The organism is Bartonella sp. AA2SXKL (assembly GCF_042197205.1).
Taxonomy (GTDB): domain Bacteria; phylum Pseudomonadota; class Alphaproteobacteria; order Rhizobiales; family Rhizobiaceae; genus Bartonella.
This window is the reverse complement of record NZ_JBHIRN010000009.1, coordinates 58,868-80,560: the sequence shown is the minus strand read 5'-3', so window position 1 is coordinate 80,560 and position 21,693 is coordinate 58,868. Positions and strand designations below refer to the sequence as shown.

General features: G+C 37.3%; 8 protein-coding genes, 1 rRNA gene and 1 pseudogene. 7 read left to right on the top strand and 3 right to left on the bottom strand.

The window, feature by feature from the left end:
- The first annotated feature begins 33 nt into the window (after nt 1–33).
- Nucleotides 34–3,378, top strand: coding sequence for an autotransporter outer membrane beta-barrel domain-containing protein (locus tag ACFINS_RS06930; RefSeq protein ID WP_375706027.1), 3,345 nt, complete (start codon nt 34–36; stop codon nt 3,376–3,378).
- 111 nt (nt 3,379–3,489) lie between these two features.
- On the opposite strand, the pseudogene ACFINS_RS06925 reads toward ACFINS_RS06930, so the two are convergent.
- Nucleotides 3,490–4,089, bottom strand: a pseudogene (locus ACFINS_RS06925) (integrase arm-type DNA-binding domain-containing protein); the annotation flags it as partial.
- Nucleotides 4,090–6,443: 2,354 nt separating this feature from the next.
- Between ACFINS_RS06925 and ACFINS_RS06920 the strand changes: the two are divergent.
- The 6 genes from ACFINS_RS06920 (at nt 6,444) to rrf (ending at nt 18,888) form a co-directional block, all read left to right on the top strand.
- Nucleotides 6,444–8,966 carry an autotransporter outer membrane beta-barrel domain-containing protein gene (locus tag ACFINS_RS06920; RefSeq protein WP_375706026.1) on the top strand — a complete coding sequence of 841 codons (2,523 nt, stop codon included), beginning with the start codon at nt 6,444–6,446 and terminating at the stop codon, nt 8,964–8,966.
- Between the two features lie 631 nt (nt 8,967–9,597).
- Nucleotides 9,598–11,946, top strand: coding sequence for an autotransporter outer membrane beta-barrel domain-containing protein (locus ACFINS_RS06915; RefSeq protein WP_375706025.1), 2,349 nt, complete (start codon nt 9,598–9,600; stop codon nt 11,944–11,946).
- A gap of 140 nt (nt 11,947–12,086) precedes the next feature.
- Nucleotides 12,087–14,153: an autotransporter outer membrane beta-barrel domain-containing protein gene (locus ACFINS_RS06910; protein WP_375706024.1), complete on the top strand. Its 2,067-nt coding sequence runs from the start codon at nt 12,087–12,089 to the stop codon at nt 14,151–14,153.
- Between the two features lie 135 nt (nt 14,154–14,288).
- Nucleotides 14,289–17,426, top strand: coding sequence for an autotransporter outer membrane beta-barrel domain-containing protein (locus ACFINS_RS06905; protein WP_375706023.1), 3,138 nt, complete (start codon nt 14,289–14,291; stop codon nt 17,424–17,426).
- 916 nt (nt 17,427–18,342) lie between these two features.
- Nucleotides 18,343–18,489, top strand: a complete 147-nt coding sequence (locus ACFINS_RS06900) for a hypothetical protein (protein ID WP_375706022.1) — start codon at nt 18,343–18,345, stop codon at nt 18,487–18,489.
- 284 nt (nt 18,490–18,773) lie between these two features.
- A 5S ribosomal RNA gene (gene rrf / locus ACFINS_RS06895) occupies nt 18,774–18,888 on the top strand.
- Nucleotides 18,889–19,292: 404 nt separating this feature from the next.
- Here the strand turns inward: rrf and ACFINS_RS06890 are convergent.
- Nucleotides 19,293–19,697 carry a flagellar protein FlgN gene (locus ACFINS_RS06890; RefSeq protein ID WP_273790974.1) on the bottom strand — a complete coding sequence of 135 codons (405 nt, stop codon included), beginning with the start codon at nt 19,695–19,697 and terminating at the stop codon, nt 19,293–19,295.
- Nucleotides 19,698–19,867: 170 nt separating this feature from the next.
- Nucleotides 19,868–20,074 (bottom strand): hypothetical protein, encoded by a 207-nt coding sequence (locus tag ACFINS_RS06885; protein WP_375612203.1) that lies wholly within the window; start codon nt 20,072–20,074, stop codon nt 19,868–19,870.
- Between the last annotated feature and the right edge of the window lie 1,619 nt (nt 20,075–21,693).

Sequence of the window (21,693 nt, the reverse complement as noted above, 5' to 3'; positions counted from 1 at the left end):
GAATATTTGGGGGCTATCATAAGGAGAATACTAGTGTATAAAACATCCCTTTTATCATGCACAGCTGCAGCCGCTATCATCCTGTTCAACATCCAGTTCAGTGCACATGCTGAAACCCTCGTAGTTTCTGGGGGAAAACAACAAGAAGTATCCGATAAAACCTACGAAACTATTCACGCAAAAGACGGTGGCAAAATCATTGGCAAGAATTTAACGATAAACCACCCAGTCCATTACGATGTATACGCTGTAACAGCTGAAGGTGTTAACAGTGTAATTGAATTACAGGATAGTAGAATTATCCCAAAACTTGATTCTGAGATTTTCCGCGGTCTTGAAGCCAAAGACGGAGCTACAATCAAAATGATTGGAGGTTCCATTGCAGCTGCCTCTGTTGGCGCTTCTTTTAATAACACGAATAGCAGCGAAAACATGCTAAAAGACGTGGTGATATCAGACTTAGATAAAGATGGACTGCAATTACTCTCAGGAATAGTTACCAAGGGAAGCACGCTCACCTTAAAAAATGTAACTGTTATGCATGCCTTCTCTGCTCTAAAGGCAGATGATCACTCGACAATAACAATCTCTGGAGGATCATTTGATGGAAAAACTGATGGAATATATGCTTCAAATGGCAGCACGGTTACTATCGACAACAAGACTGATATTACATCATCCAGTGCTTATGGACTCCATGCTGATGGTTCAAAATCCAAGATCACAATGACTGGAGGAACAGTAAGCGGACGGGGTGTAAGCGCATTGTTTGCCGAAAACGGCGGACATATTGATGTCAATGGTATTACTATAACATCGACAGATGGCACCGAAGATGGTGCACGCGCCGATGACTCTGGAAGCATGATTGAATTACATAATACAACGATTAAGGATGTTTCAACAGGGCTTATGGCATACAAAAAAGCTACAATCAAGATGACTGGAGGTTCTATTACGGCTATTGCAATGGGTGCTCTCTTCGGCGACGAAAACAGCGAAGAAAATAAGCTAGAAAATGTGAAAATATCAAGTGGTAAAGACGATGACCAACAACTCTTAGGGGTAATGTCCACCCATAACAACAAACTTACTTTAAAAAATGTAACAGTTACTCAAGCCAATATAGGCATAGCCTCCGCTGTTAATTCTCAAATAAACGTATCAGGGGGAGAATTTAATGTAAAAACCTCAGGGGTATCTGCTGAGAGTGGCGGCACCATTATCATAAAAGACAATGCTAAAATTAACGCATCTGATGGTAGTGGACTCCATGCAAGCGGTCCACAATCCCAAATCACAATGACAGGCGGAACAGTATTTGGAAAACAAGCTGCATTGTATACAGAAAACGGTGGACATATCGATGTCAAGGATATTTCTGCAACAGCACAAATCGGTGGTTTGCAAATCATGTCTCTCTTCTACACAGATCAAAATTATCCGCAAAAACGTCAAAGCAATGAAATCAATGTGACTAATGCAGATATCCACGTAGAAAATGGTGCTGGAATTCTTATCGGAGCTTTCACTGACAACGATATCGAAAACAATGCAGACCTATCAATTGGTACAGCCAATATCAAAAATTCAGAAATCCATGCCGATGTTTTATTAGGAAAAGGCGTTTATTGGAAAGACAAAGAGCTTTGGGACTATGTCGGTGCAAACGCCATCTCCAATGGCACCTTCACCTTAAGCGCTGATCAGTCTACTTTAGAAGGCAGAGCGAATATTGCTAAAGACAGAAATGTACGTTTTGATCTGAAAAACAATACAAAATGGACGTTGAAAATTAGCAAAAACGAAAAAGATGCTGATAGCAATCTCCTTGATATCGCTCAAAGATCTCGTTCTGATGTTTCTGTGCTTAATCTCGATAACAGCTCCATTGTTTTTGAGAAACCAACAGAAGATCATTACCAAACCTTGCATATAGGTTCTGGTAAACCAGACACGCAAGAAGTCTACAATGCAACGGGTGATGCAAAGATTTACTTCAACACGGCTTGGAGTGATGGTGCTGCAATAAATGACCAAAAAACCGATAGGCTTTTGATCAATGGGAACGTCTCAGGCAACACATCAGTTTATGTCACGGGGCGCTTAGAAGAGAACAATATCGAAGCAAATACCTCTGCTGCTGCCAATGTCCGAGGTCTTTCACTCATTCAAGTTTCTGGAAAAGCAGAAGAAAACTCTTTCAAACTGGTAAATGGCTATACCACAAGAGGTGGCTTACCGGATATGTATACACTACGTGCCTATGGACCAGACTCAAGCCAAGGCAAAGCCGATATTGCACAAAACCTCTTTGATGAAAAGAATGAAAACTTCTGGGATTTCCGTTTGCAACCCGAACTGCTTGACTCCAATTCTGGTTCAAATCCTGATCCTGAAACAAATATCCCTACCGTTGCCCCTGTACCACAAACAGCAAGCTATTTGGTCATGCCAAATGCTCTCTTCTACAGTGGATTAACCGATATGGCTAAACAAAACGCACTCTTAGCCAATATCAGAACATCTGTCTTAGGAAAAGAAGAGGAAAAACAAACCAGTTTCTTCCTCTATACTTACGGAAACACAGGAACCTTATCTTCTGAACGCGGACCTCTCAAATATGGTTATGGTGCTGATATCCGCTATGCTGCTCTCCAAGCCGGTGTCACATTAGCAGCAATTGAAGGGCAAAATACCACAACACATTTCGGTCTTGTAGGCACCTATGGGCGGCTGTCTTTCACTCCAAAGGATATGGATGATGCAAGTAAGAGCACATTGGATAAATGGTCACTAACAGCTTATGGCAGCGTACAGCATAACAATGGTTTCTATATGGATACACTGCTATCCTATGGGATAATAAAAGGAGATATCGGCAATGCCATCAGAGGAAATACCGCAAAATTGAAAAACGCCAAAATGTTGAGTATCTCCACCACTGTTGGCAAAGAGTTTGCAACTGGAATGGAAGGCTTAACCTTCGAGCCACAAGCACAAATTGCCTATCAACATTTGATGTTTAATACCATTGAAGATGCTGATAATTTTACCGTTGATATGAAAAATCCTTCTCAATGGTTGATCCGTGTTGGTGGACGTTTGACAAAAACCATTTCCACTGAGAACAACCGTCCGATGTCTTTCTATGGAAAAGTAAACTTGATCAAAACCTTTGGTGATAATGGTACCATTCATATTGGTAGAAACTTTGACCTTGATCCTATGGGACCTGCAATTGAAGGCGGCGTTGGCATCAATGCGCAACTGTCTCACAATTTCTCCCTTCATGGTGATATAAGTTATCAACAAAAGCTTCAGAAAACTGGTATATCTGGTGCAAGCTTTTCAGGAGGAATACGTTATCAGTTTTAATACAAGGCTGTAAAAATAGCGTATTTCTTTTCTATGCATCAACAAAAAAGGCAGCCACAATATGCTGCCTTTTCGCTTTATAAATCCTAATAACACTACACTATCCCTCCTTAAGAGAGCCCTTGCTTTTTCTACTGCCTGTAAAATCAACATCCACGCCCAACGCCGCAGCTGTTTAAAACAAAGCTTGAGTCGCATCAGTGCTGTATTAGCAGCTCCAGCTTTTGTATGACCGATGGAAGCGAGGATATTGCGTATTTCTGTTTGTGTAATCTCTGAAATAGGCAGACAGCCTAATTTGAGGAGAATATGGAGTTTTAAAGGTGAAAACCAGTTTCCATCTTTACCATCATTTTTAATTCAGCTTTACGACTTTCAAAAGCATCTAAGGCAATGTCTTTTAAGTAATGGAGATTACGCATTGCCTCACGTTTTCGTTTCTCACGTTCTTTAATGGGGGCACGCCCCTCACGTAAAACAGCACGCCACCCAGTTGCCAATTCACGAGCTTGTTTTAAAAGGACATCTCTCAAGGCATCCAAGTCCATTTAGCGACAGCGCCCATGAATGGTATATGAATGGTATAACGATAAAGCATTGAGTACCCCCATCTTTACGTTTGTGAAAGAGCAATCCGGCACCATCATTATATTTTCCAGCTCGTGGGTGTTGCTAAAGCCCTTGGCTTTTGAGACGATTCATAAGAGTCATTTTAGTCCTTTCTTATACATTTTTTACCCACACGCCAGCCCCGCTTGTGGTGTGCAAGAGAATGGTTTTTCTTGATTTAAGACAAACAGGTTTAAAATGAGAGAATCTTACGTTATTCAGAACTCTAACTCAATGAAAGTAACGATAAATTATCATTATAAATCAGCATATTATACCATTTTTATCAAGATAAAGGATCAGGTATTTTTATCTAGAATATGTCACAAAGTATGCAGCCTTTTCGTACATGAAATCCATTTTTTCCTGAAGTGTTTTCTTTTCCACTTAAATACGATTTTTCTCCTCTTCACATGGGTTGCGCAGCTATTTATCATCGAATTTGCCCATAAAGCTAAGCAAAGTGTATTTCTAGATAATATAAAGATAACAGCATTAAGAATAAATCTTAAAAAATAGAAGATTTCTTGCTTTTTCACTTATGGAAGTACAGAAACTCTACCGTTTGATTATGCTCCTCTTTGAAGATAGATATGGTGCTAATATGCGCCATAGAGCTGTCCAAGCAAAGATGATATTAGAAAAATGAAAAGTTAATCACTACACATTTGAAATAGATAGGAACCTACAGCCACTCTCATTCACTCCAAAGGATATAGAAAATGAAAAAAAGCACACTAGATAAATCATCAATCATAGCTTACAATATAACAGAGCATAATGGTGTTTTCATATGGCTACACTCTTCCCTTATGATATCTGGACAGCAAATATCTCTAAAACTTCTATAAAAATACTATTAAAGTTATGCTGTAAAAATGTTAATTGCCTCAACAATCATTTGTCAAAAATTTGCAAAAAATAATCAGAGAACTAACCTTTTGAAGCACAAACATAATTTGTGTACTAAGGAATTGATTTTTAACGCCTTTTAACATATTGATAATCTTAAAATTAAATCAGACAGTCTCCCCAGTTAGTCCGGATAGGTAGGTATCTAACAAAAACTATTGTTAGGACCGTAGAAGATCGTACCCCATCCTTGTATGAGAAAGTGAACTTCCTTAAAAAACTTTGATATTAATGATACTAAACAGATTGGTATTCATTTTCACCTTAATCCGATAGATTCTGCCGTTAAAGGTGCGTTTAGCACAATACACAATTATCTCACAATTTAACTCTCTATATTGATGTAAACTATCAAAAATTTTTAAAAGACGTGTAGCCGAGACAAGTTTTTCTGATAGAATACGCTACCAATTTTAATATAAAAATTATAAAAAAATAAGCATATTAATCCGTTTACTATTAACAAAAAAACGGACTGTATTTTTTTATTTACAATCTATTATAGCAATAAAATAATTTCTTTCTTTACGATGTGTTGTCGCTATCTATAAAAATTTATTTACACTTCCATTGCTGGTTCTTCTAAACAAACAGTTTTGAGAAAATTAATGCATGAAAAGAAAATCTAACAACAAGCGCTTTATCTTTCATATACAAAATGCTCAAGAAAGCTAATTTTTTCATTTATAAAATGAAATCACTCAATAAAGTTCTTTTTATATCAATAAAAGATGTTTTAAATTGAATATTCAAAATATTGATTTATAATGATAATTTAGCGTTATTCCTATTGAATTAAAATCTTGAATATCGTAAATTTCTCTCATTTAAAATCTGTTCCATGTTGAACTAATCAAAATCATTCACTTACACATTACAAGCAGGGCTGGCGTGTGGAGAAAAGTTATATAAGAAAAGCCTGAGAATTCCTCTCATGAACTGTCTCAAGTGCCAAGGGCTTATCACAAATATTGGGAGCTAGCAAAATGTGTGACGGGCTTGCTCTTTTATTAAGCGTAAAGGTATCGGCTTGCTCCTTCGTAAGCGTAAATATGATGGGATTCTATGGCTTTAGCGTTATAGCATTCATGAACACCGTCGCGAAATGGGCTGTGCTTCCTTAGAAAAATGGACTTTGGTACCCTTATCTTTAAAGAAAGCCTGTGAATAGCCCCCTCATCTCTTCTTCTTATAGCAGAAAAAATTTGCTGATCGTTTTGGTGAATGCATCAAATAATACATCTCAACGCTATAGAGCTTTTATAGCGATTATCTTTAATAGACAATTTTTAAATATCATACTTCATAGTGCTTTTAGCATAAGCTTAACCAAGCTAGGTTTTATGAAATCCACTTTTCTCGACTTTTTATGATCATGAAAAAAGTTTTTCTGAAGCAAAACTTCAAATCATAGAGAACACCATCAATATAATTCGTTTTGTTATTTACAATAAAAACATAATGATATAGAAACTGTCTGGGTACTTGCGCCATCAGGGGAATGAAGTAAGCATCAAAGCATACCAAATACTAAAGGCATATCTATGTGTAAGAAATATATTTATAAGAAAAATTTTTTGTTATGTACAATTGCTGGAACTTTGATTTTTTCTCATTTCGGTTCAACTTATGCAAATACATCAGCTCCTGAAACTCCTGGAATTTTGGGAAAGATTGAATTAAATAAGGGAGAAGAAAAGACTTTAAATAATGTTCTTGTCCGCGATAAAGGACCTGGAATATTAGCGCATGATAAAGCAGCTATCACAATTGTAAAATCAACAATACACACGGAAATGTCTGCACTTTCTGTATCAGAAGGTGGACGCATTCATGCTAAAGAAATTAAAGCAAATACAGTATACAAAGGTTTAGAAACAAAGAATGGTATAATCAACGTTGAAGATTCAACCATAACCGTCCAACGAGGAGGTGCCGGTGGTATCGTTTTTTATGAAACAAAAGATTCTTCACTGAAAAGTGGAGAAAAAGTTGTCAATAAGGTTGTTCTTAGCAATACAAAACTTCTTGTGAAAAACGGTACCGGTATTCTTGGTCCCTACTGCTCAAGAGCCGTTGCTGAAGTTCAACTTAAAGACTCAGAAATTCGATCTGACGTATTATTGAGAAATAAAACGAAACGTAAATATTATGACAACGATACTCTTCCTGTAACTTTAGCATTAACCGCTGATAATTCAACAATAGAGGGACGAGCAAGAACTTTAAAAGTCAATACAACGGTTTTGACTCTGAATAACAAAAGCAAATGGTACTTAAAGACCTCTCAAGAGGAAGTCGATACTGACTTTAATGTGTTTAACTATGAGCTCAGTGATATTAAACAACGAGCCCTTTCTACCGTTTCAGTACTGAATCTTAATAATAGTTCTATCATATTTAAGACACCACAAGGGCGGGAAAAAGATCATTATCATACCTTGTATGTAGGGCGAACAGCTGAGGTTCGTAGACCTGAGGGAAGTACAATCCCCGATATAGAAAGCACTTATAATACAGTTTACAATGCCACAGGCGATGCAAAAATTTATTTTAATATTGAATGGAGTGATGGTCTAGTAAAAGAACAGCAAAAAGCTGACCGCCTCCTTATACATGGTGATGTATCAGGCAGCACAACAGTCCATATCAAGAACCTTGCGAAAGGTGAGATATTAAAAGCTGAAGATTCTGTGTCTTCGAATATGCGTGGTCTTTCACTCATTCAAGTTTCTGGAAATGCAAATGAAGATTCCTTCAAACTTGCACACGGCTACACCACAATGGGGGGATTGCCCTATAAATATATACTCAAAGCCTATGGTCCAACATCCAGCCATGGGACAGCCGATAGCACACAAAGTCATTTTAGCGGAATATCACAAGAATCAAAAGAAAATACCCTCAAAGACTACACAATCTACACGATATCAGCATCAGGAACAATGATTGAAGGTGTTTCACCAAAAGAGAAAGAAGCGCAAAATACCGGTTCATCATCCCTTGGACAAGCAAACAACGCACAAAACATCTTGGAAAAAAATCAGAATTTCTGGGATTTTCGCTTGCAAAATGCGACTCTCGATAATGAAGGAAAGATCAGAGCTCTCGTTCCTCAAGTGGCAAGCTATTTGTCCATGCCTAACGCACTATTCTCAGCTGGACTGGCTGATATAAACAATCAAAACACTTTACTCAACTCGATGCAGGAAAACACCTTTGAGACAAAAGATCATAAAAACAAAGGAGTCTTCTTCTCAACTTATGGAAATAAGATAACATTATCCTCTCACCGTACGCCATTACAATATGGCTATGGTGCCGATATTCACTATGCAGCTTTACAGTCAGGCATTACATTAGCAGCTCTAGAAGATCAAAATATGACCGCCAATTTCGGTCTTTTGGGGACATATGGGAAATTAGCTTTCACCCCTAAAGACATGGAAGGTGCTGACAAGAGTACACTCAATAAATGGTCAATTACTGCATATAGTGGGCTGCGCCATAATAATGGGATATACATCCATGCGCTCTTCTCCTATGGAATGCTCAAGGGAGATATCACCACAGCTCTCATAGGAAAGACTGCAGAATTGAAAAATGCTGATACATTCAGTGCATCAGCAACCATTGGACAAAAATTCGAAACCAGTAAGAAAGGATTGGTCTTTGAACCACAAGCACAACTTGTTTATCAACGCCTCATGCTTGGCACACTCTCAGATGTCGATGGCTTTGATGTGGATATGGGAAATCCTTATCAATACTTAGTGCGTGTGGGTGGACGCTTAACGCAAACGAAGCTTTCTATTGAAAACGGCGGTATTCTTTCTTTCTATGGTAAACTAAACGTTGTTAAAGCTTTTTCTAACAATGGTACGATACAGATTGGTGAACCATTCCACCTTGATTCTATAGGAGCTGCCCTTGAAGGTGGATTTGGTGTAAATGCACAATTATCACAAAATATCGCCCTTCATGCTGATGTTAACTATCAATATAAGCTTCAAAAAACTGGTATATCTGGAGCAAGCTTTTCAGGTGGAATACGCTATCAGTTTTAAGAAAACGCAAAAAACAATTTATATTCTATTCATTTTAATAAAAGGCAGTGCAAATGTGCTGCCTTTTTACAATCTATCGGAAAGAACCGTTAACAACTATTCTTTCTACCACCTTTCTTGAGCCAATTAATCTCACTCAAACCAAATGTAATAAAATCTGTTATCTCTAAATGAATACTGAATTCTCAAGAGAGCTGCCTTTTTGATTTATAAAAATCAAATGCTTTTAATAAAATTTTTTGTATTTTAAAACACGTAATAAATAATTCTCTGTGTAAGAAAATCAATTAAAAGCTTTTTGTAAGCACACAACAACAGCTTCTCCAAAAACTTTGTAGAGTTTCCATAACAACAGCCTTAAGCAACAAACATCCTTGCAAAATATTTTGTTTCTTAACACTTTTAAACGGAATACTGATCAATCTAGCTTTTCTGCAATTCATAGTTTCTAACTGCAATCTCTATTTTAAAAGCTATTCTAAAATCATTTTTTAAACGATAAAGAACACGACGCAATGTTTCGTTTTGTTGTTTACAATAAAAACATAATGATATAGAAACTGTCTGGGTACTTGCGCCATCAGGGGAATGAAGTAAGCATCAAAGCATACCAAATACTAAAGGCATATCTATGTGTAAGAAATATATTTATAAGAAAAATTTTTTGTTATGTACAATTGCTGGAACTTTGATTTTTTCTCATTTCGGTTCAACTTATGCAAATACATCAGCTCCTACAATGGTTATGGCTCGTGCGGATAAAGCAGGAGAAGAAAAAACCTTTAATAACGTTTTTATCCGCAGCGCATATACAACAGTGGTTGCTGATGACAAAGCCTTTATCACCATTACAAATTCAACAATGCGTTCAGACTCAAATTTATTTACCGCAACAACAGGTGGACGTATTCATGCTAAAAAAACTGTAGGAAAATCAAATTCCCGTGGTTTAGAAATTTCAAACGGCATCATCCATATTGAAGATTCAATCATAAATGTTTCCGGACATCACAAAAGTCGTGGTATCCTTTTTGATTACATCCCAAGTTCCCAAGTAAAAGAGGGCGAAAAAGTTATCAATAAAGCAATTCTTACCAACACAAAACTTCTTGTTGAAAATGGTATTGGTATTCTAGGACCAGATTATGCAAAATCTGTTGCTGAGGTAGAACTTAAAAGTTCAGAAATTCGTTCTGATATATTATTAAAAAATAAAATCCCAGAAAACTCAAAAGATATCGATCCTCGCACTTTTATATTAAGCGCTGACAATTCGATTATAGAAGGACGAGCAAAGACTTTACCTCAAAATACAACGATTTTTACTCTCAACAATAACAGCAAGTGGTCCCTAAAGATTAGTCAATTTGAAGTAGACAAAGAATTTGACAGCTCTAAAGGATACTTGCTCACTGATATTAAACAACGTGCACAGTCTATTGTCTCAGTATTGAACCTTAATAATAGCTCTATTATATTTAATGCGCCGCATAAACTAGCAGACAATCAATATCAAACCTTGCATGTGGGAAAACAGCCAACAGCTGAAGCTGCGAAAGCAGAGCAAAACAGAAGCTCCGATGCAACAACGGTTTACAATGCATTGGGCAACGCAAGGATTTACTTTAATACCGAATGGAGTAATGGTCTTATAAAAGAACAACAAAAAACTGACCGTGTTCTCGTTCATGGTAATGTCTCAGGCACCACAACGATCTATTTCAACAATCTTTCAAAGCGTGCAGAACCATTCGATAATGATGAAGTTTCAATTCCTTTGAATGCGCGTGGTCTCTCACTTGTTCAGGTGTCTGGAAAAGCAGAGGAAGCCGCCTTCACGCTGGCAAATGGCTACACTACAATGGGTGGATTGCCCTATAAATATGTATTAAATGGCTATGGACCAACATCCAGCCGTGGGAGAGCTGACAAACAGCAAAGTCTCTTGCAAGAAAGTGAAGAGTTTTGGGATTTCCGTCTACAAAATGCGACTCTTGATGATGAAGGAAAAATCAAAGCTCTTGTTCCTCAAATGGCAAGCTATTTGGTTATGCATAATGCAATATTCTCCTCTGGCTTGGCTGATATAAACAATCAAAATACACTGTTAGATAATATGCACTCAACAGTTTTTGGATTAGAAGGTCATAAACAAAAAGGGATATTTTTATCGACTTATGGCAACAAGATGACGTTATCTTCCAGCCGTAGTCCATTGGAATATGGTTATGGTGCTAATGTTCACTATGCTGCTATACAAGCAGGCATGACATTAACAACGTTAGAAAATCAAAATATAACCGCGAATCTTGGTCTTTTAGGCACATATGGAAAGCTCGCTTTTACGCCAAAGGACATGGAAGGTTCTGACAAAAGCATACTGGATAAATGGTCCTTTACGGCATATGGGAATCTCCACCATGACAATGGTCTCTATATTAATGCACTTTTCTCCTACGGCATTTTAAACGGACATATTACAACAGCCCTTATCGGCAACACCACAGAATTAAACAATACGGATACATTAAATATATCAGCTACCGTTGGACAAAAACTAGCAACTGGTGTTGAAGGGCTGTCTTTTGAACCACAAGCACAACTTATTTATCAACATATTGCCTTTGGCACTCTTTCAGATATTGATGGCTTCCAAGTTAATATAAAGCCCCCTTATCAATGGTTGGTCCGTATTGGAGGGCGTTTAACAAAAACAATGCTTCCTATTGAAAAAGATCGTGTTCTTTCTTTTTATGGTAAATTGAATGTCATCAAAGCTTTTGGTGAGGAGCGCACTATCGATGTTATGGAATCTTTCCATCTCGATTCTATGGGCTCTTCCCTTGAAGGTGGGCTTGGCATTAACGCGCAGCTTTCTAAAAATATCGCACTTCATGCTGACGTTAATTACCAACATAAACTTCAAAAAGCTGGGTTCTCTGGAATTAATTTTTCCGGAGGAATGCGTTATCGCTTTTAGAAATCTTAGCTCTCTATTTTGACGCATAAGCAGCGCTGAGATGAAAACAGTGCTGCTTAACTACATTACAAAAAACCGTAATGTGTCAAAAAGTGGTTCATTTTTAGCAAAATAAAGAAAATATCTTAAGGAACATCTCTATGCATAAGAATCTTTTGTTATGTACAGCCGCTTGTGCTTTATTTTTTTCTTCTTTTAACTTCACATCTACCAGCACCGCCTCTGGTCTAAGCCCCCAGGAACGCCATGCCATTGAAGGGATTATGAAATTACCTGAACAATATCGCCGTGCTATTGATTTAATAAACACACCAACACAAGCAGAAAAAAATCTTGAAAAGATAGCCTCTGGCGCCATGATGGAGGATAATTCGCACTTCAACCAAGCACTTGAAAATCATATGGATCGTGTAAGAGATACGATTAACAGCTCTTTTGCAGGTGCAGGTCGTTATGGTTCTGGTGCTCATATAAACGTGGTGAACCGTGAAATGGATAATATACGTGCCCAAGCCATGGCAAACAAACACCATCAAGATATGCAAATCATGATGCAAGCCAGAGCAAAACTTGAACAATTACGTCAGAATCGATTAAAAACAAGAGAAAATTTATTACGTGGCTACCACAAAGCAGTTTCCGATGCCGTAAAGGCGGCAGCAATCCTTGAAGCTGATAACCAACAGCGTGTTAATGCTGCACACCAACAATGGGTAAGCCAAGACAATCGTGATTGGCACAAACTGCAAAATACAGCAGAAATATTACATAAGGCGGCACAAGTGGATACTGCCTTACAAGGACAAAACAAGGAACTTTCCAATACTTTACGCAAAGCAGTATTAGAGACTTTGAACGCGGATGGAATAACCAACGTGGAGAGAAAAGAAAAAACATCCCCTCCTGCATCTGAAAAGAATAAACAACCTCTTATTGACTCCAGTACAAAACAAAGACGCGCTAGTGATAAATTACCACCCGCTCATGTTGCTGCCCAACACAAGGACAATTCATTCACAAGAACAGATCATGGAATGAGACAGCCTAAAATAAATGAAAATTCGCAATCTGATATTGATCCCCAAACAAACACCACTTCCTCGGAATCAAAAACGACTCTTAATACATCAGAAAAAGCGCATATGAAATTGCTCCCAAAGGTTGAGAATACCGCTACCGCTGCGACAGAGAGCACCTCTAAACTTACAGATGATGATAAAGCAACCGCAGCTTCTACTTCTCTTGATGGAACAGACAAAAGCACAACTCTTACACCACAAGGAGAAAGTTCTTTAACCATGCCTATTGCGATGTTTGCTGTTGGGTTTAGTGATGTCAACAATCAAAATATCTTGTTAGACAATATGCAAATAACAATGTTTGAACCCAAAGATCATCCAGAGAGAGGCGTTTTCTTATCATCTTATGGCAATAAAAGCACCTTTTCTTCTAAGGTTCAAGCAAAACAAGATGGTATCCAAGCAGATATTCGCTATGCTGCATTGCAAGCAGGAGCAACACTAATAGCGCTAAAAGATCAAAATATCAGCAGCAACTTTGGTCTTTTCGGAACATATGGGAAACTGTCTTTTACTCCTAAAAACAAGGAGAGCTTTCAAAAAAATATGTTTGATAAATGGTCACTCACCGCATATGGAAATATTCAGCATGACAGTGGCATCTATGCAAGTGCCTTTCTCTCTTATGGAATTTTCAAAGAAAATCACGCTACAGCTCTCATCAAACATACCTCAAAAGTGAAGAATAGTAAAACATTAGGAGCCGCTGCAACTGTTGGTCAAAAACTGTCAACCAGTTTGGAAGGTGTAATCCTAGAACCGCAAGCACAACTTGTTTATCAACGTCTCATGCTTGGTTCTTTATCAGATAGGAGCTCTTTCTCAGATGACGATAACTCTAAAATAGACATAAGTAATCCTTATCAATGGCTGCTCCGTATTGGCGGACGTTTAACGCAAAACAAAGGACATGCTGTTTCTTTCTACGGCAAACTGAACATGATCAAAACTTTTAGTAAAAATTTTCAGCTTGCAGCTATGGGATCTTTAATCGAAGGTGGTTTTGGTATTCACACACACTTATCACAAAATATTCAGCTTCATAGTGATCTCAGCTATCAACATAAATTCAAAAAAGCTGGCATCTCTGCAATAAATATTTCCGCTGGAATACGCTATCACTTTTAAAAATACTTGTATTCCTTATCTTGAAATATGAAGAGATCTCATTATGTTTCGTTTTGTCTCTTACAAAAGAGACATAATGAGGTCAAAGTTTTACTTTTTATGAGAGAGGGGGAAATATTTTAGGAATACATCCATATGAAAAAAAGCTTCTTACTATACACAGTTTCCGGAGTTCTGTTTTATTCTTCCAGCGGTTTGTCTTATGCTATTCATAGTACAAATCCATCAACAACGATAGATTCTTCTTCTCTACAACCTGCTCGTGTCAAGTCACAAATAAATCTATCCGGAGTTTTTGATCCGTATAAAGATCCATATGATGGAATCGGGCGAATTATGCCATCATATCCATCTTCAACCCCTAATGGCCTCCTTCCCCCTACAGCACCTAGCTCCACAAGAACGAGCGCAAGCCCTATTTCTACAGGAAGTAAACTTACAACGCCTACTTCTACAAGCACTCTACCTCCCAAAACACAACTTGAAGGAAATTCAGCTGGAAATATAATTTCTTCTTCAAAACAAAACTCTGATCTTAGTCAAGGAAGTACACAAACACCAAAGACTAAAGTTACAGAAGGTGTACAATCTAACCCTACAACACAAAACACTCCTATTATACAATCTTCAACAACAAGAATGGAAGCAAAATCTAGAAGACGTTCAGGGGCGCCCTCCTCTTCTGCAGACTCTTCCAGCGAAAAAACACTATCGAATTCTGCTGTGTCTTCACAGCCAGAACCTACACAACCTTCACCGAATTTACAACCAGCACTTACAAAGTCTGAACCTACAAGAACGGAACCTACAAAACCAACAACAGAGCAAATACCAACATCTAATGAACCAGAACTCGCACAGCCAATATCTTTAAGAGTAGAAACTGAAAAACCAACATTACTGGTACCACCAAAATCTGCAAAACCAGCGCCAGTGCAATCTTCATCTGCACAAAAAATATCTGAAAAATCAGAGATTGAAAAACCAATATCACCAATAAAACAACCTGAAAAGTCTACACAAATTGAGGATATAAGCGCTGGAGTTGAAGCTAAAAACGGTAAGACCATAACGCTACATAACAAAAAAATTCAAGACAATGGTTTTGCTGTACATGCAGAGGGAAATAATTCAAAAGTCAACATGATAGGGGGAACAGTTGATGCGCGTTTTGTTGCACTAAGTGTATCAGATGGTGGAGAAATTGATGCTACAGGCATTACTGTAACAGCAGAAACAGCTGGTTTGGTAAACATGGAGGGCACAATCAAACTTAAGGATTCAAGCGTCCATGTCACGGGAAATTATGAAGCAGACGGTATTATTTTCCGCAACAATCCGTATAATGCCCCTAGAAAACGATATACACGCAATGCTGAAAGGAACACCAATGCCGTTCAAGAACAAGATGTAGCCAATATTGCTGATAAAGTAACCCTAGAGAATACAAAGCTTTTCGTTGAACATGGTAGCGGTATCAACCTTTATGGAACAGGCGTAAACGGGAAAGTCAACCTTAAAAATTCAGAAGTTCATGCCGATATTTTATTAAAAAATATCAAGAACGAAAGTGCCTCCACAAACACCATTACATTAGTTGCAGACCACTCTTCTTTAGAAGGTCGGGTAAGAACTTCTAAAGATAATAGAACAGTTTTTGATCTAAAAGAGAGGACGAAATGGCTTGTAAAGGCGAATAAAAATGCCACAAATAATGATAATATTTTAAATGACTATAGACAGTTTGGTGTTGATGAAAAATCATACTCTAATCTTTCTGAATTGCACCTTACAAACAGCGCCATTATGTTTGACAAGCCCATTGAGGGACATTATCAAACTCTGTTTATAGGACCTAATCTTTCGCAAGAAGACGAAACAACTCACACAGCAGCGATTTATAGTACAGCGGGTCTTGCAGAGATTTATGTAAACACTCAATGGGATAAACATTCTCCTATCACGGAACAACAAACTGATCGCATTGTGATTAATGGTGATGTCTCAGGAAGTACTGTTGTTCACATCAATCTCCAAACCGATAGCTCTGCTGTTTGGGAAGAGACGATGGCTTCACTTCCTTTAGGGACACATGGGATTTCAATCATTCAAGTTTCCGGACAAGCAAATGAAAATTCCTTCACGTTAGCAGGAAACTATATGACAATAGGGAAACAACCTTATAAGTATGTACTTACAGGCTATAAACCTGGAACATCTCATGAGAGCCAAAATCTTTTTGGTAAAAACAGTAATTTCTGGGATTTTCGCTTACAGAATGCCTACATTGATAAGGATAAAAAGGTTCGAGCCCTTTTACCACAGGTAGCAAACTATTTAACCATATCTAATACTTTATTTTCTGCTGGATTTACTGATGTAAACAATCAAAACACGTTGTTAGACAATATGCGAACAACAGTATTTGGGGCAAAAGACAATATAAAGAATGGTATCTTTTTCTCTTCCTACGGCGAGAAGGTCACCCTATCTTCCAACCGCGATCCACTGCACTATGGTTATGGTGCTGATGTAAACTATACTGCCTTACAATTAGGGGGCATATTAGCCGCCTTAGAAAGCAAAGACATAAGCGCATATTTTGGTCTTTTAGGAACGTACGGAAAGCTTGCCTTTACGCCAAAAGAGATGCAAGATTCTGAAAAGACAACGCTTGATAAATGGTCACTTACCGCTTATAGCGGCATCCAGCATAGCAATGGTATATATGTCAACGCTCTTCTTTCTTACGGAACCTTAAAAGGAAATATTACCACAGCTCTTGTTGGGAATGCCGCAAAATTGGATGGTACCGAGATGCTTAATATATCTGCAACCATTGGTCAGAAATTAGCAACCGATACAAAAGGGCTTGTCTTTGAACCACAAGCTCAATTCATTTATCAAAATCTCATGTTTGATATTTTCTCAGATACCAATGGCTTAAAAGTAGACATGGGCAATCCACATCAATGGTTGATCCGTTTTGGTGGACGTTTAACAAAAACGATAATGGCTCTTGAAGAAAACAAGGCTGTTTCCTTCTATGGTAAAATGAATGTTATCAGAACTTTTGGCGATGGTAAAACAATAAAAATTGCTGATACCTTTCATGTTGATCCTACCGGCTCCTCAGTTGAGGGAGGCATGGGGGTGAACGCATATCTTTCTCAAAATATCGTACTAAACGCCGATATCAGCTATCGGCAAAAACTGCAAAAAGCCGGTGTATCTGGCACCAATTTGTCTGGCGGAATACGTTATCGTTTCTAAAGCAGAAGTTAATTTTAACTTAAATAAAAAAGCAGCACAAAGTGCTGCTTTTTTATTTAAATTTATATATTTTTTTAAATTCTCAAAAATCATTATCACATCAAAGAAGATTTTGACTTATAATATTTCTTTTGCATATTGAATAAAAAACTAAACACCATAACATTCTCTCATCAAAATACCCCATGCATAAAATTTTATGTCTTATATTATCACCACACCTCAAGCGATGATGTTTTTACAGCACAACAGAATAAGCATTCATGCCGATTTAAAAAAGTCAGCCCCTTCTTCGCTGTGGACACTCTATTTATTTTAGATGATGTGCATTTTATTATATACCTGCTATAAAGACTTAGTATCTGGTATAAATTCTTAAAGGCATGTTTTTCCTCTAAAATCTCAATACTACAGCAACTCAATCATAAGACAAGCATTTGATTTATAAAGACAATTAATTGTTTTGCATGTTAAATGAGAATATCGTCAGATTCTTTCATCTTAGACCTGTTCCATGTTGAATCAACAAAAAACATATCTCTTACAAGTGACAAGGGGGAAGAGCCATAGGGATAAAAAACTATTAAGAAAGGATTAAAAATGCCTCTAATGAACTATCTCAAGTGCCAAGGGCTGTAGCAACATTGGGATCAAACAAAGAATATGACAGTGTTTGAAAAATATAACAATATCAACTTGCTCTTTTATTAAGCATAAAGATGGTCGCGCCCTATAGATTTTATATTATTTCCATGGGAACTTTCTTATTATACCATTCACAAGCACCGTTGCATCAAGATGTCGTTGCGCCGCCCCACAAACACCATCACGAAATAGACTTGAGAGCTTAGATATCTCTTTAAAACAAGGCCGTGAATTAGGAATAACAAATCCATTCTATTTTGAGTATTTTGTCGTGCATGAAGGACATGCCCGCAGTAAAAAACACAATAAAAAAAAGCGTGAAACAATGCGGAATCTTCATTATTTAACAGATAGTGCTTTAGATACTTTTGAAAGACATAAAGCTAAATTAAAGAACGGCGGAACAGAGGGAAGCTGATTTCTACCTCTTTATTCTTTCCCAATGAGATTGCCTCCCCATTTCAAATATTACGCCAACAAAGATATACGCACTATGTCCACTCAGATCTGGATGCTCTCTCCAATCTGACATACAAAAACTAAAACAACAGAAGGAAATAATAAACCGCTTTAATTTTTATCTCAAGCCTATAGATTTAAACAACGAACCGCGTCATATCATCACACTTTAAAGGACAATATTCCATGAAGCTTATAGGCAATATTCATCACATACTCTTCATCATTCATGCTTTTTGCTGACTTGGTGGTTATGGCGGAGTGAACGCACCAGATCCCATCCCGAACTCGGTCGTGAAACACTCCAGCGCTGATAGTACTTTGCCTTCAGGCACGGGAGAGTAAGTCGCCGCTAGGTCTGCTAAATGCATGCAAAAGACTCTAATATATAAACCTTACATTACCACATTCCCAAGGAAGCTGCTTTTAAGGCAGCACAGGCTGGTCTAAATACCCCCTTGATCGCCTCCCTAAACTAAAGATGAAGCTCCCTACAGACTTAGTCTGCAAACAATTTTCTGTAAATAATCCGCCTTCTCTGAGTTCTCTTTCAGTCAGTTTCCCAAAGCATGTGGTTCACATCACGACACCTTAAAAGAAACTGTTTTAAGAACAGCATTTTACAGTACATCAGGATAATAATTTAAATACAAAAATGCGCTTAAAACAACTCTACTCACTAAACGCACTATTTATCCAAATCAACTGCCCTACCTAATCATTGTCATTACTTAGAACAGCCCGTATTAATCAGATTTGAATTTATTCCTCTATTTCTTTTGCACGTCCAGATAGTTGTATAGCTCTAGAAAGATCATTAACTGCATTTAAATGTGTTTGAAGTAATTCACTATTACGCTGTAATTTTTCTTGTAAATCAGACAACAAACTTTCAACCTCATGCTCAATATCTTGATTCATATAGCGCTTCACATCACTCATGGATTTATTAAGATCACGCAAACCACGTATTTTACGCAAATTTATTTCTTCGTAATCTGGAACACCACTACTCTCTAGCATATTGCTTTCATAATCAACAACTTGAGCTAATCCTTTAACAGCAGCAACAAATTTTGTCATCGCCCAATCACGATCAATAAGGTTGTTATCAAGAACTTTTGCTTTTGCCGCAAAACTATCATCACCATATTGCACTACAGACATTTTTACTTCCCCTTCAACACTATTGTTCAATCTTACTTTCAAATGAGGGAGACTAAACAGGTTCTCTTCAATGCTGATACACTCAACCAAGCTCGTGGTGCAAACATTGCTCAAACAACAGCACGACAATCCTTCAAAGCGTATACCACTTCAACTTTCAACGCGTTCTCTCAAATATTTTTCTTGCTTTGCTCCAAAACCATCATTGCGGCTATACTAATCCATAAAAACGCTATAGACTTAAACCTTACAGCAATATCGAAATTTCCATATTTGCTCTGTCTATTTCGCCTTGCCGATTTTATCACGAACTCATCTTCAACAGAAAATAACAATGCTTTCACGAAAACTTCAGCCACAAAAATATCTGCCGACAAAAAACCGCAGCCTATCTTGCAGCATATAAAGACATAAGCCCATTAAAAATTTCAGCATTTTACTGATAGAAGCACTTTACCCTCCATAACCTTATGGCTCTCTCTGCACTTAAACTTGTATACCTTCCATCGCCCCATAAGATGGCGCCCGACAAGATCAGTTTGCACCCATTCAAAAGGACACCCCCTCTCCCATGCTCTTTCTGCACACATGCAGTATTTCGCATAAAACACAAAAAGAATGTTCTTTCGAACAGATCAGCCATACAGCAATATAAAAAAAGACATCTTCAAATAGCTAAACAGCCATCAATCTTCCTTTTTTAAATTATCATTCGCTTTTCTTTGCAATGAACGACTATATAAGATTTTTTGAACCTTTTCAAGAGTTTCTTAGCCAATCAGTTCGATACGTCTTCAATCGCATATTTACGCGCTTGTTTTAAAGAAATATCTCTTAAGTGCACCCAAGCCTATTTCGCACCGCGGCCCATCAATGGTATAATGATAAATCTTCCATGACATGTATAAAATCCATTGAGCACTTTCCATCTTTACGCTTAATAAAAGAAGCAAGCCAGCACCATCACATATTTTTCTAACCCCTTATGTTCTGATACCCTTGGCACTTGAGACGGTTCATAAAGCATGGCCTTTCTTGTACAATTTCTCTGCGCATGGGAGCTCCCTGCTTGTAACTGCAAAAGACATTGTTTTGGTTAATTCACCACGAAACAGATTTGGAATGAAAAAATGTCCAGTATTAAGGGATCTAATTCAAGTTGAATAACGATAGATTATCATCTATAAATCAAAATATTATCCAATGCATAATGCTTAACGCTCCCCCCATTGATATTTTCAGAATTTTCACAGCATCTTCTTACAGATTATTTCATTCCATAACACAGTTTGCTCTTAATATCGCGACTTTACATGCGCTACTGGTATAAAAACAGAGAAACAATCATTTTATAATCAAGGTACAATTTTTGTTTACGATCTTTCTCTCGTTTTCAACCTTTTAAATGCAGCTCTTCTCTTTCATAATCATCACATTTCAAATATATTCCATGTTGAATAAATTAAAATCACTTGCTTGCACATCACAAACAACGCTCTGATGTGTTAATAAAATACGCTGAAAGAAAAAGACTTCTTATGAACCTTAGCAAATGCCAAGAACTATAATAAACATTGGAAGCAAGCCTACGATGATTGTGACTTGCTCTTTCATAAGTATAAAGATGATAGCATTTTATAGATTTTTATATTATTCAAAGTTTATATTATTTCATGAGAGCTTTACTGTTATACTATTCACATTTACCGTTATACCATTTATGAATGTCATCGTAAAATGTCTTTCGTGTGCGTTAAGAGATATTTCTTTAAAACAAGTACATAAATATGCAATACAAATATACTAATATACAACATAAGTATATTTCTTTTGGAGCGTTCTTTACTTTTGTGCAAAACATGCCCCATTAGAGCAGCATTAACCAATCTTGCTATGAGATAAACGATCAGAAAACATTTTTATCTTCCGCCGCTCACCTTAAAGGACTAAGATCTTAACTCAATCGGCTCTGTACGCAGTCCGAATTTTTGTCAAA